Origin of the sequence: Loigolactobacillus backii, from assembly GCF_001663675.1 — a bacterium.
Taxonomy (GTDB): Bacteria; Bacillota; Bacilli; order Lactobacillales; family Lactobacillaceae; genus Loigolactobacillus; species Loigolactobacillus backii.
In genome coordinates this window covers 1,373,561-1,386,992 of the sequence record NZ_CP014873.1, presented here as the reverse complement: position 1 = coordinate 1,386,992, position 13,432 = coordinate 1,373,561, and the positions used below count along the sequence as shown (strand labels likewise).

11 protein-coding genes are annotated in these 13,432 nt (G+C 40.2%); 2 read left to right on the top strand and 9 right to left on the bottom strand.

Translation table 11 applies throughout. The features are described 5' to 3' along the window. Positions 1-191 precede the first annotated feature (191 nt). Entirely contained in the window at positions 192-1,775 is a 1,584-nt protein-coding gene (locus tag AYR53_RS06025) for a cation:proton antiporter (protein ID WP_068281146.1), read from the bottom strand. Positions 1,776-2,111: 336 nt separating this feature from the next. Between AYR53_RS06025 and AYR53_RS06020 the strand changes: the two genes are divergently transcribed. Next, positions 2,112-3,350 carry an MFS transporter gene (locus tag AYR53_RS06020; protein ID WP_068281147.1) on the top strand — a complete coding sequence of 413 codons (1,239 nt, stop codon included), beginning with the start codon at positions 2,112-2,114 and terminating at the stop codon, positions 3,348-3,350. 204 nt (positions 3,351-3,554) lie between these two features. Here the strand turns inward: AYR53_RS06020 and AYR53_RS06015 are convergent, their stop codons facing one another. Then, positions 3,555-3,977 (bottom strand): MerR family transcriptional regulator, encoded by a 423-nt coding sequence (locus AYR53_RS06015; RefSeq protein WP_068281152.1) that lies wholly within the window; start codon positions 3,975-3,977, stop codon positions 3,555-3,557. Between the two features lie 117 nt (positions 3,978-4,094). Here AYR53_RS06015 and AYR53_RS06010 point away from each other — a divergent pair, with 117 nt between their 5' ends. Beyond that, complete coding sequence (locus AYR53_RS06010) at positions 4,095-5,114, top strand: NAD-dependent epimerase/dehydratase family protein (RefSeq protein ID WP_068281154.1); 1,020 nt, start codon at positions 4,095-4,097, stop codon at positions 5,112-5,114. A gap of 159 nt (positions 5,115-5,273) precedes the next feature. Here AYR53_RS06010 and AYR53_RS06005 read toward each other — a convergent pair whose 3' ends face one another. The 7 genes from AYR53_RS06005 to AYR53_RS05975 form a co-directional block, all read right to left on the bottom strand. After that, the gene (locus AYR53_RS06005; RefSeq protein ID WP_068281156.1) at positions 5,274-5,795 is read right to left on the bottom strand and encodes an NUDIX domain-containing protein; all 522 of its coding nucleotides are present in this window, start codon (positions 5,793-5,795) and stop codon (positions 5,274-5,276) included. Positions 5,796-5,826: 31 nt separating this feature from the next. Then, positions 5,827-8,361 carry a M1 family metallopeptidase gene (locus AYR53_RS06000; protein WP_068281157.1) on the bottom strand — a complete coding sequence of 845 codons (2,535 nt, stop codon included), beginning with the start codon at positions 8,359-8,361 and terminating at the stop codon, positions 5,827-5,829. Between the two features lie 109 nt (positions 8,362-8,470). After that, positions 8,471-9,475 (bottom strand): NADP-dependent oxidoreductase, encoded by a 1,005-nt coding sequence (locus tag AYR53_RS05995; protein ID WP_202971684.1) that lies wholly within the window; start codon positions 9,473-9,475, stop codon positions 8,471-8,473. 1 nt (position 9,476) lies between these two features. Beyond that, positions 9,477-9,815: an ArsR/SmtB family transcription factor gene (locus tag AYR53_RS05990; protein ID WP_068225511.1), complete on the bottom strand. Its 339-nt coding sequence runs from the start codon at positions 9,813-9,815 to the stop codon at positions 9,477-9,479. A gap of 604 nt (positions 9,816-10,419) precedes the next feature. Beyond that, complete coding sequence (locus AYR53_RS05985; RefSeq protein ID WP_068281158.1) at positions 10,420-11,460, bottom strand: zinc-dependent alcohol dehydrogenase family protein; 1,041 nt, start codon at positions 11,458-11,460, stop codon at positions 10,420-10,422. 125 nt (positions 11,461-11,585) lie between these two features. After that, a complete protein-coding gene (locus tag AYR53_RS05980) occupies positions 11,586-13,028 on the bottom strand; it encodes an MFS transporter (protein WP_068477280.1) in 1,443 nt (480 codons plus the stop codon). A gap of 91 nt (positions 13,029-13,119) precedes the next feature. Beyond that, complete coding sequence (locus AYR53_RS05975) at positions 13,120-13,404, bottom strand: ArsR/SmtB family transcription factor (protein ID WP_068226254.1); 285 nt, start codon at positions 13,402-13,404, stop codon at positions 13,120-13,122. Positions 13,405-13,432 lie beyond the last annotated feature (28 nt).

The window sequence follows — 13,432 nt, the reverse complement described above, 5'->3', positions numbered from 1 at the left end:
GTGGACCTTTCTTACGTTTAAATCTAGCATATTTGAAAAAGCGTCCAGATTCTACTCCGCAATTGGGGATTATTACTCTAGAACGTGCGCCAAAAGCCTGGGTCCACGTGCCTAACTACAGCCAATTCAAAATAGACTTTTGTCCCACTCCCAGCTTGCTACCTTTTAAACTCAACTATGCTTGAAAAGAATCAAATCATTTGGTTTTTGGGATCAAGTACTAACGATTCAGACAGTAATATTTCACTGTAAATTTCATAAACATAATCTGAACTAACCATGTGCCTTTTTGCTAAAGTGTACAAATATTGCCGTTCAGCATCAAAAGCATGCATCAAAGCACGGCGTTCTTCAACGCTTTGTAATCCGGTTAACATTGCCTTATTCGAGGTTACCGCACGCCATTGTCGATAAAAGGATTTAAGCGTGTTTTTCTGTGTTTGATCGCGCAGGTCATAAATGACACTAGCACTGACCTCTGCCGTCAACGTCATTGATTTTACTTGATTGATACCAACAATAACCATTTCGTGACGTAACCTTTGCAATTGATCAGCACGATTCTGCTCGTCCGCATCAATTGGTAAAACAAATTTAAAGACAATTGTTGGCACTAACATGCTTAAAATAATAACAACAGTTTCCACAATAATAATGAAATGAAAAGTTGAACGTGCAATGTCGCCACCAATCGAAAAAGTCATCGCCAAGGTAACGGTCCCATGAACACCACCAAGCGCAAACAGACTCGCAGTTAGACGCCGTTTATCACCAATAAAGAAACGCGCGTAAACATAACGACAGCCCAGTAACAAAACATAGACGACAATCCCTACTGCAAGCCACTTTAACGAACTGATCATTATATTATAGCGACTGAAAAAGATTCGCTCCAAACTGATTCCCAGGACCACAAAAACAAAGCTATTTAGTACTTCATTCGCAAAATTAATCATTTGAAGCCCTAAATGCATTTGCCGCGGCGAGGAAAAACGACTACGATTGGCCTCGCTATTATGGACCAATCCGGCCGAAACAACGGCAATGATGCCCGAAACACCTAATTTTTCGGCCAAAAAATAAATACAAAACGGCGTTAAAATATAAATTAAGGTTTGTGACGAAATAACATTATTGGTTGAACGAACAAAATATTGGCGAAAGGCCATAAACGCAAAGGCCAAAATTGAACCAACAACAATTCCCCCAATTGCCGAAACCAAAAAGGCAGTCACATTGCCCCACAAGGATAAATGACCGGTACTTAACCATAAAGTTGCTGCTTGAAGTAGAATAATACCAGTAGCGTCATTAAATAAAGATTCCATTTTCAAATTATTCTTTAATGGTTGTGATATTTTACGTCCTTCAACCACCGAATCAAAGGCCGTCGCATCAGTTGGTGTACTAATGGCCACAATAATTAACGCCACCGGAATAATTAGATTAAACGTTTTATGAATGACGATTGCCACTAAAACTGCCGACAGGACAGCCAAAATAACCGCCGTTCCCACAATACTTTTAACTTTTTTACGCACTGTTAACAATGGTGTCGTTTGTCCTTCAAAAAATAATAGCGGTGCTAAAATTAAAATCATGAAGACATTATCATTAAACCCTAAAACCAAGTGATTAGTCATTGGCATTAAGCCCACTAGTACGCCAACAGCAAGGTTAATGTAGGTTCGCGAAATACCAGGAATATATTTAGCAATAATATTACTGGCGGCCACTGCCACCAAAATGACAAACGACGAGATTAAAAGCCCCATAGATCAAGCCTCCCTTAAAAAATGTTTGGAAAAGCGCCCAGGTTCCTGTGCTTGCCACGTTCACACTGAATTAGTCAGATACACACTATTAAAAGTGATTTTTAAACACGAATTTGTTAATAAATCTTCCATAGTTATTATACTAACTATTATTAGCATGTGACGCAATGGACATCTGGGCCGCCAATTAGAAGTATTTTAGAATTGTTTTTTGAAATTTCCAGTTTAAAATAGTAGCAATAATTTCACTGTTTACCTCAATTGACAACCGATAAATAAAGTCTAAAGTAGGTAAAGTTATATTTTTTCGAAAAATTTTTTGAAGGACGTCTGGCTATGAATTTTTTACGCAGTACCTTTTCATCATTAAGTGAGAAAAATTTTCGTTACTTCTGGATTGGTCAGTGTATCTCCGTTATGGGAACTTGGGTACAACGGACCGCGCAGACCTGGCTAGTCTACCAAATGACCAAATCTGCCTTCAAGGTTGGTCTTCTATCAGCCTTTCAGTTCATCCCCATTCTGGCGCTAACGCTAGTAGCGGGAACTTTAATCGACCGTTTCCCCAAACGTACAATTTTGCTCGTCACTCAATTTGGTTTTCTAATTTTAGGTGCCATCATGACTACCTTGGTTTACCTTAAAATTGTTCAATACTGGGAAATTTTATTGATCGCGTTAGGCTACGGAATTCTACAAAGTTTTGATACCCCAACCCGACAGTCATTTGTGGTTGAATTAGTGGGCCAGAAAAACCTAATGAACGGTATTTTGCTAAACTCAACCATCTTTAACCTGGCAAAAATTGCCGGACCATCGTTGGCGGGTCTGCTCATGGTTCAATTCAGTGTTAGTTTTTGCTTCTTAGTTGACACGATCAGTTACGTTGCCGTTTTATTTGGTTTATTTTTAATTCAACAAAAGAATGTCGTTGCTTCACACTCCCACGAACGCATTTGGAGTGATGTCAAAGACGGATTATCTTATGTTTGGCGTCATAGTGCGGTCCGACTAAGTGCGGAGTTGATGTTGGTTGTTTGTACACTGAACTATAATAATAACGTCATCATTCCCATTTTTGCGAAGACGGTACTCCATTCCGGTGCACAAACTTACGCCAATCTACTATCGGCAACCGGAATTGGTTCGTTAATTGCCGCATTTTTAATGAGTTACCTTTCCCGCTTTGGCCTGCAACGTAACATCTACTTGTACGTCGGCGTTGGTACGGCCGCTTTGCAGGCCGCAATGATCTTCGTACACACGTATTGGATGGCAATGCTGATGATGGTATTAATCGGCTTTTGTAATATGATTTTCTTAAATCAATCTAATGCTTCGTTCCAATTCTCAATTCCAAATGAATTACGCGGCCGGATTATGAGCGTTTACGTTCTACTTAATCAAGGGACAACCCCGGTGGGCAGTCTATTTGTTGGTGGCATTATGGATGTTAGCTCAGGTTTCTGGGGCTTTCCTGCCTGTGGCTTTCTAGCGTTGCTGCTACTGGCACCAGTCTTAATCAAAAATAGACCACTTGTGACTAAATGGTTGCACCCTAAAACTGAAAATTAGGGTAGATAATTCAAGGGACTATGTTTGGAAAATACCTTAACTAGTTTCTCCTCTGGCCAATTTAGTGTAAACGTGTTTGAAAGGCAGCTTTCTACAGTGACTGAGACAAATTGAAGCGCCAAGGAACACAGTTATAAAGTCCATAACTGTGCTCCTTGGTGCTTTTCCAAACACTCTCTAGAACGTGCGCCCTTTACTCTACAACTAAAAATGGTCACTAAGTTGTTTTTCATTTTTGACGTATGCTCTTGCTTGTTTGATGATTTGTTCGGCTTCTGGAGAATTATAAATATTAAGCTTATAGTCAATTTCCCCCAGGCTTTCGGTCAATTGCTTTTGTTTGGCCAACACTTTATTGCGTTGTTCTGAAAGCAACTTGGCTCTTTTATCAATTGTGGCCGGCCCAACCATCACATAATCAATATATTGCCGAATATCACTAATCTTCATATCTGTATTTTTTAGGTAGCAAATCGTATGGATAATGCTAAGATCCGAGTCCGTAAAGGTGCGGTAACCAGCCGCATTTCGCATAACAAATGGCAACAGACCCTGCTTATCATAAAATCTTAGTGTATAAATTGATAAACCCACCTTCTGTGCCACTTCTTTAATTGTATAAGTCATATGCCAACTCTTTTCCTAAACTTTTAATGATTTATTCTTGCCCTAGAGTATTGTCGATAGTTTACTGTGATCATTATGAACAAATAACAACAATTAAGCAATCATATGGAGGCAACGATGAATAATAACGTCTTAGTAACTGGTGGTAATGGCTTTTTAAGCATGCAACTTATTCTGCAACTTTTAAAACAGGGCTACAGTGTACGGGCAACTTTGCGTAGTTTAGAAAAGAAAGCAACGGTTATCAATACACTCAAGGCCAATAGCGTTATCAATCTTGAAAAATTAAGTTTTGTGAAGGCCGACCTAACAAGTGATGCTGGTTGGGAAGAGGCAATGCACAACGTGACCTACGTTTTAAGTGTCGCTTCACCCATGTTTTCGGCTAGTTCAAAGAATAAAAATGGTGCGACGGAAGGTATTTTACGAATTCTTAAACAGGCCCAAACTGCTCACGTCAAACGTGTTGTTATGACCGCCAATTTTGGCGCCATTGGTTTCAGCAATAAAGATAAACAGTCATTAACTACTGAAGCAGATTGGACGAACCCAAACGAAAAAGGCCTGTCCGCCTACGAAAAATCAAAATTACTTGCTGAAAAAGCAGCCTGGCAATACCTCAAAACTGCAAACAGTAAGCTTGAATTTACAACTGTTAATCCCGTGGCCATTTTAGGTTCAGTGCTCAACGAGCACGTTTCCGACAGCTTTGGTTTGATCAAAAACCTAATCGATGGGTCACTTAAAAGAATACCTAACATTCCCTTAAATGTTGTTGATGTTCGGGATGTTGTTGATCTGCACATCCGGGCAATGATCACTCCTCAGGCTAAGGGCCAGCGATTCATTGCTAGTGAAGATGGCCAAATTTCACTACCCGAAATTGGTGCCCTGATCAGACAAAAGCGGCCGCAACTTGCCAACCAAATTTCCACAAAAGTGCTGCCCGATTGGATAATTCAGACTGGCGCATTGGTCAATAAGCAAGCACAAGAAGGCAAGTTCTTCTTGGATATCAACCGCAACGTTAGTAATCAAAAGGCTAAACAAGTATTGGGCTGGCAACCACTAAGTAATAATGAAACTACCATTTTGGCCACAGTTGATACCTTATTAAAATACGACCTTTTGCATTGATTTGAAGATCGTTAACTCTGAATCTAAAAAATAGTCAAACATAAAATCTACACAAAAAGGAGCCAAATGAGTTAGACAAAGAACTAACTCGTTTGGCTCCTTTTTCACGCTTAATTAGATATACTTTTACAATAAAATTTTAAACCATTGCCCATAAGCCTAACGATTAGTCTGTTGACTAGCAATTTCGTGAACAAATTTACGGTAAACCGCCGCGGCCGCATTACCGGGACTATCGGGAAACATATATTTAGGTGCTTCACTAACCGAAACCCATTTTGCAGAGGCTAACTCCCTAGACAATTTCAAATCCTGATTGGTCGTCCGACTAATAAAACCGTGCATCAAGGCCTCACTTTTTCCAAACCAGTAAGTCCCTGCGTATTCAATGTTGCCCAAAGTAATGCCCAGTTCCTCTTCAACTTCCCGTTTTGCACTTGTTTCGGCGGACTCGCCTGGCTGCATGTAACCAGAAATCAACGAAGCATATTGATGTGATAAATAAGGCATCTTTGCCAAAACAATCTCGTTAAGTTCATTTGCAACTAGAACAATCACGCAATCCGAAAAGGTCGGAAACCAGTAACGCTCACAGTTTGGACAAAATGGCGTTAACCCATCATCGCCGGCCATTTTCTTAGTTAGCCTTGTACCGCAAGTGGGACAATATTTATATACCATAATCTATAAGCTTCCTTATTAAGTGAGTAAACTACCGAATAATTTTAGTAATGGCCGCATTGACGGCATCCTTCTCTGCCTCAATTAAATCAACGCGACTTTCAATCATTTTGGTATCCATCGTGATTTCCCGGGTTAACCCAGGCGTGTTTAACTTAGGTTCAAAGAAGGCTTTGAATTCAGCCAAACGTTCAGGCGTCCGGAAAATACTAGCAATAACGGTGATGTACGTGGTGAATTCCATATCACCACCAACAGTCTCTTCTAACCACTGCCAATCACGGCGAATCCAGTCCCAGGCAGCCTGTTCACCCTCATTAGTTGCCAAAACGCCACGGAACCAAGCACGCAAATCTTGTGGCTTAATCGTGTCTGCATCTTCAAATTTTTCAATTAGCTGTGCAATTAACGTCGCATCAGGTGTACTTGTTAAAGCCGCACACAAATCTGACTTATAACTCCCATCAGCGGTTTGCCGGTACGCTGCTAACAGTTGATTGAATAATTCGGCACTACCAAAATTTTTGACCTCATTTTTCAAAATGAAAACCCGCGTCGCAGCCGGTAAAGTTGCAAGGTGATCCTTATTGGCCGTGAATAAATCATGTGCCGTTTTAACTGCATTTTTATTTTGTGCGTATAACGCCGCGTTTAAAACAACTGGCCGCGTTAGCTGATCATCATTTACTTCACTAGCCTTAGGTGTCCACCCCAAACGCGCAACTTGCGCACTACTTAATTGGTTAAAGAAAGCCTGCAGATCCTTTTCTTCAGCAGAATTAGGCGTTACGAATTTCTTCAAATTACTTGCAACTTGGTATAAGGCAGCATTGACGACGTTCGAATGACTGTCCGCAAACCGGGCCAGCAGCGGCACGATATCAGCGTATGCTATTTGGCGTCCTTCCGCTAGTAAACGGAGATCCTGTAATACTTGCAACTGTGAAATAGCGTCCAATGGCGTAAGATTGTTCAAAATATCTGCCAATAATGTACGATCGTATTTAACGATGAAGTGTGAATTATTACCTAAATTTAAGCGGAACGGCTTGCCATTAGCCGCCCGTAATTGTGCGTAGTCCCCAACCGCTAAAGTCTTTTCGGCCATTATTGCCGGTGCAGCAGCATAATTACTGTTCAACGGGATTTGCCACTTTCGGCCAACTTCCTGACCTTTGCCACTGAAAAATTGTTGTTGGGTTAAAGTCAATTTACCAGCAACAACCGCCGCGGTCACTACTGGATAGCCAGGTTGTTCCAACCATGATTTCATAATGGTGCCTAAATCCATCTTAGATGCTGCTCCTAAAGCAGACCATAGATCGGCGCCAGTTGCGTTGTTATACTTATGAGTTCCAAGGTAATCTTTTAATCCGGCACGTAGCGCATCATCACCGATTAAGGCCCGTACCATGACCAACATCCGTGCCCCTTTTGCGTAAACAATTGCACTATCAAATAACGCATCAATTTCTGCTGGGTTCTCAACTTGAACGTGCACTGACTGCACGCCATCAATGGCATCTCGTTGTAAGGCGGCCGAGGCCTCTGAGGTCTGGAACATTTCCCAGATATGCCAATCTGGTTCAAGCGCATCAATGGCAACATATTCCATCATATTGGCAAAACTTTCGTTTAACCATAGATCATCCCACCATTTCATCGTGACCAAATCACCAAACCATTGATGGGCCAACTCGTGGGCAATTACCGTTGCAATGAGTTGTTTCATATCCAGCGCCGTATTTTCCGGATCAAGTAATAGATACGCCTCGCGGTAAGTTACTAAGCCCCAATTTTCCATCGCTCCGGCCGAAAAGTCTGGTAAAGCCAATTGCCAAGAGTGTGGTAACGGATATGGCGTTTGATAGAAATCTTCATAAAATTCAATTGAACGTTTAGCAATATCCAACGCAAAATCTAATTCATTGGCTTGATGTGCCTTGGTTGCAAAAACACCAACTTGCACACCACTTTTAGTAGTTGTTTGTTTACTTTGCAACTCACCAAAGGCAAAAGCAATCAGGTACGTTGACATTCGCACCGTTGTATCAAAATAGTGAATCCCATTTTCATTCCGAACTTCTGGCATATTGCTAATGATTGTTTCACCAGGATGTTCATCGAATTTGATGGCTAAAGCAAAGGTTGCCTTAGCTTCCGGTTCATCAATACACGGAAAAGCTTGCCGGGCAAAATTAGTTTCAAACTGGGTCCCGATAATTTGTTTCTTTACCCCGTTTAATTCGTAATAGGACGGATAAATGCCCATCATAGAATCCGTTAACGCCGCCTTATAAGTGATTGTTAACGTCACATCACCTGTATTTGCCAGCTCAATTCGAACGGCATCGGCCTTGGCATCAATCGTAAAAGGTCTGTTTTGCCCGTCTACTTGCACGGACTCGATCGTTAAATCTTTTTGGTGCACGGCAATTGTTTGTGTTTTGGCGTCACCGGTGATCGTTGTCTTACCAGTATATTGTTTGCTTTCACGGTTAATATCCAAAAAAATATTATAGTGGCTTGGTTGAAACGTATTGTAAAAACGAGTTAATTCTGTCATAAATTTACCTCTCATCATCTTATTAATAAGGTCATTATACGACTTTGAAGCATAAAAATGTTTTTCTACTGAAATTTTGGACGTATTTTAAATTGAAGTAATTCAACGCCTAATCAGCCACTTTCACAATAATTTTGCCGTGGGCCCGACCTTTTTCTGAATAATCTAGTGCTGCCTGCGTTTTCGCCAGTGGAAATACTTGGTCGACCAGCGGTTTAATCTTACCCTGTTCAATTAAATTTGTCAGTTTGGCCAACTCTGCCCCATTGGCTTTCATAAACAAAAAATCATAGCGAACGTGATATTTTTGCTCCCACCAAGTTAAGTTTAACGTCGCCAGGCCGAAAAGTACTGCTTTCCGCCAACTGCGGTGTGTTTGGCGGGCAAAGCGGGCATTGGGTAATCCACTAACTGAAACAATCCGACCACCTGATTTTAAAATACGAAAGGCCTTCTTTAAATTGGTGTGACCTAAAGTATCGAAAACCAGATCATAGCCATGTAATACTTGACTGAAATCTTGCTGATGATAATTAATCACCTTATCCGCGCCAAATCGTTTCACTAACACTGTGCTGGTGGGACTGGCCGTAGTAGCAACGTAAGCGCCTAAACTTTTGGCCAATTGGATGGCAATTGAACCTACACCCCCAGCACCGGCCTGAATCAGAATTTTTTGGCCGGCCTGGATGTGGGCAATATCTACCAATGCCTGATAGCTGGTCAAACCAACCAACGGTAAACCTGCCGCCTCAATGAATGATAAATTCTGTGGTTTTAGCGCAATGTCACCAGTATCCACTGCTAAATATTCGGCAAACGTTCCAATTCGCGAATCCCGTGGCCGACCATAAACCTCATCCCCAACTTTAAACTGTTTGACCTGGCCACCCACTTTAACAATTACACCAGCAAATTCATGGCCTAACGTCAAAGGCATTTGGTGTTTAGCCAGCAACTTAACTTCTCCGTTTCGCGTTTTAAAATCGATTGGATTTACCCCGGCAGCCTTAACTGCCACCAAAACATCGGTTGGTTCAATTGCCGGTACCGGAACTGATACCAACTGCACTGGTACTTGGCCGTATGTTTTAATCTGCATGGCCTGCATCATTTTATTCATTTATTTCCTCCTGGGCTAATTGCTGAATCACGGCAGTGGTACTTTGCAAAACAGCAAAATTAGCACTGGGATTTACTGCGTAATAGTGTTTAGTCCCCACCTTACGTAAGGTCACTAACCCAGCCACTTTTAATATTTTTAAATGGTGCGAAATTGCAGGCCGTGATAAATGAGTTTCTGCTGTTAAAGTGCCAACTCGAGTTCCTGTACACCCCACTTGTAACAACGCCACAATAATTAATTGGCGATTCTCATCCCCTAAAGCCAACAACATAGCCTGTGACTGCAGAAAGCCCTGTTTAATTCTTTCTAACGCCATTTCTTTATTCATCAATAATTCGCCATCCCTAAATCTATTGGTTTAATCGTTTGAATGTTATGTTGTTAGTCTAACTGGTTAATACCAATAAAACCATATCCAGAAAGTAAATCGAGACGGATTAACTGAAGTATCCGTTATTTGAACCCATCTTCTTCAGATAATCATTGTTTCTCCACCTAACATACAGTAAAAGTCAAAATTTAATCCGGCCCCAAATAATCTTAGATTAGGCCATTTCGTTTATCAATCAAAAAATGACCCAGTGATATTTTCACTAGATCATTTTTTCTTTAGCATTAATTTGAAATTTATCGTTACATTTGTCTAAAAAAGCTTAGAGTTGGTTCTATCACTGCAAATTATTGGCTCAAATCATTAACAATACTGATCTATTCAACCCCTACACCAAATATAGGAAGATCTATTTGCCAGGTTAACAAATAAATCAAAGTGGTAAAAGTCACTGAAAATTTAAGCCAACAAACATTTCAGATTTTCCAGTCTTAATCATATTCAGAGAATAATTCATTCTATGAATCACATCTTCAAAAATAGTCGTAAGACTAAAAAATTGAGTCGAAAAAGTTGCCTTTTCCCGGTCTCGTTTTTAATTTTAAACTTCACTAACCGTAATCAACGACTTGATGGCCGTTCGCTGATCCATTGCTTCATAGGCGGCCTGAATATGATCAAGGTCAAACCGTTTAGTAAACACCTTGCCTGGATTAATTTTGCCACTTAGTACGGCATCCAGTAACACGTTCTTATCATAAGTAGTTACCGAGGCAATACCACCGCGTAATCCAATATTTCGCCAGAAAAGATCATTGGTATTCATTTCAGCCTTTTGCGGAACCCCTACCCGGCCAATAATGGCTCCCGGGCGCCCAACTTTAACTGCTGTCGCAACTGATTGTTCTGTTCCGACACATTCAAGGACGGCATCAGCACCACCATCCGTCAATTTCATAACCTTTTCAACCGCTTCAGCACCACGTTCCGGGACAATATCGGTTGCACCAAACTCACGAGCAAGCTTTTGCCGATCTTCATGCCGACTCATTGCAATAATACGCTTAGCACCACGTAACTTGGCGGCAATCACGCCACATAGGCCAACCGCGCCATCGCCCATAACAACGACTGTATCACCTTTTTTAACTTCGGCACTTGCAGCTGCATGATAACCAGTTGCCATAACATCGGCCAAGGTTAACAGTGAGTTTAACATCGCATCGGAATAAGATTTAGGATCACCAGGAACTTTGACTAAGGCCCAATTTGCGTTAACAAAACGTAGGTACTCCCCTTGATAGCCAGAATTTCCACCTGCCTCTTGGTTCATACAGTCGCCATCAAAACCAGCCAAGCACGCAGCACAATGACCACAGCCATGTGTAAATGGTGCGATCACAAAATCACCAACTTTAATGTCAGTCACTTCGGCACCAACTTCTTCAACAACACCAATTGCTTCATGACCGACTAACGAATTCGGATCACGTTTTGCAATTCCACGATACCACCATAAATCAGAGCCACAGACACACGCTCTAACAATACGAATAACGGCGTCAGTTGCCTTTTCAATTTTAGGTTTTTCGACTTCTTGAACTGCCATTTTGCCAGGTTCAATAAATACCGCTGCTTTCAAAGAAACATCTCCTAAACTTATTTTATCTACCAAGGTTATTTTAAACCTTGAAGTACACTTCATAGCAAGTGCTTTATTTTTGTTTTATTAAATAACATATTTGAATAACGCGCTACTGGCTCCCATTAATTAATGGCGTATTTGTTTTTATCTGAGATATTAAGTAATAAAATCAGCACAAATAAAATTAATACGGCCGCAAATATATGATGCATACCACCCACAATAATATTTTCCATCGTTATAACCGAATTAGAACTTACATTATTCTTTTGTGTGGAACTAATAAACTTATTTACCTGCACAAGATTCACATTTTGATGTGTCATTAATGATCGATTAATTGATAAATTAAAAATTAGGCCAAACACGCCCGTCATGATCGTTTGGCCCAACGTTCTTCCCAAAGTTAACATTGAAGAGGCCGTACCAACGTTGTTGCCAGGTACTACTCTTTGCGAGATCAAGGTATTCATAGTAATTATGATGCCCAGACCGGCACCGGTAACGCCAGCAATAATGTAAAATAGCGGCATTGGGAATTTAACACCTGCAATTACTAAAGGCACATAAAACAGTAACTGAATTAAAATAATGGGACCTGTAATTCGTTTTGGCGCAAATCGCCTAACCAATGCACCGACAAAAAATGAACTAATTAACCATAAAACTGGACTAGGTGTTACCGCAAGTCCAGCCACCGAAGCAGACACTTTATAAATTGATTGTAACCATATCGGAAAATAGGTTTGAAAACCTATTTGAATGCCACTTAGTAAAAGTGCAGTTGCTATTTGAATTGTAAATAATTGGTTTTTAAATAAAGTTAACGGAATAATGGGATCTTGAGCATCTTTTTCTGCTCTGCAAAACAAATAAAGAAAGGCCAAAAAGAAGGCCGCCATGGCGCCAATAACTGATAACTTCACCCGTTGATTCCCTAATATCTGAAATAATAATAGCAAAAAAACTAATGATCCTGATAAACTAAAAATCCCTTTAAAATCAATCGGCCTTTTTTCACTTTTACGCGGTTGCTCTTTAAACCCAAATATAACTAAAATCAGGACAACTACACCTAATGGTACATTAATAAAGAAAATCCAGTGCCAGTTTAACTGATCAACAATAAACCCACCGATTAATGGGCCTAGCAACGCAGAAATTCCCCATGCTGTATTATTTAATGCTAACATTGTCGACCGCTTTTCATAAGTAAACAAATCGGCAATTATCGTAAATGTGATTGGCATAATTGCGCCAGAACCAATACCTTGGACTGCTCTAAACAAAATCAATTCATAAATATTGGTCGAAATCCCACATAAAAAAGAGCCAACGGAAAAAACAATTAGTCCGCTAATAAAAATTTGTTTTCTACCACTACGATCTGCTAATTTACCATAAATTGGTGTCCTCACGGCTGTGGTAAGAAGATACATCGCAAACACCCAACTTTGTAGCGATAATCCATTCAATTTGCTAATAATTGTGGGTAATGCTGTAGTAACAATAGTTGTTTCAACCGATGTCATAAATGTTGCTACAAAAATGGCAGTCATGATCATTAATAGTTTTGAATCCTGATTTACTTTCAAATCTTTCTCCTTCTTTTTTGTTCGATAGTCATAGAACTAATAGCTAAAAATAAACTGGCTTTTAAAGCGAACTTAAAAAGCCAGGTAAGTATTCCTTGAATGTATTTAAATTAAGTGACAGAAATTTACTTTGTGCCTCTTGTCTCGTGTTTGTTAAACCAACTGATCTTAAAACCTTGAAGTGGTAAGAAACGGTTGATTTACTCACTTCAAGTTTTTTGCCAACCTCCCCGCATGTCATCTCGCTACCACTTTGATACAAAATTCTAATCATTTGAAGTCGATTTGCATCCGATAATACTTTAAATATTTCAGCCATTTTTAAATCTCTTTGTTCTATTGTCATAAACATATGATATTACTTATTCTTGTTT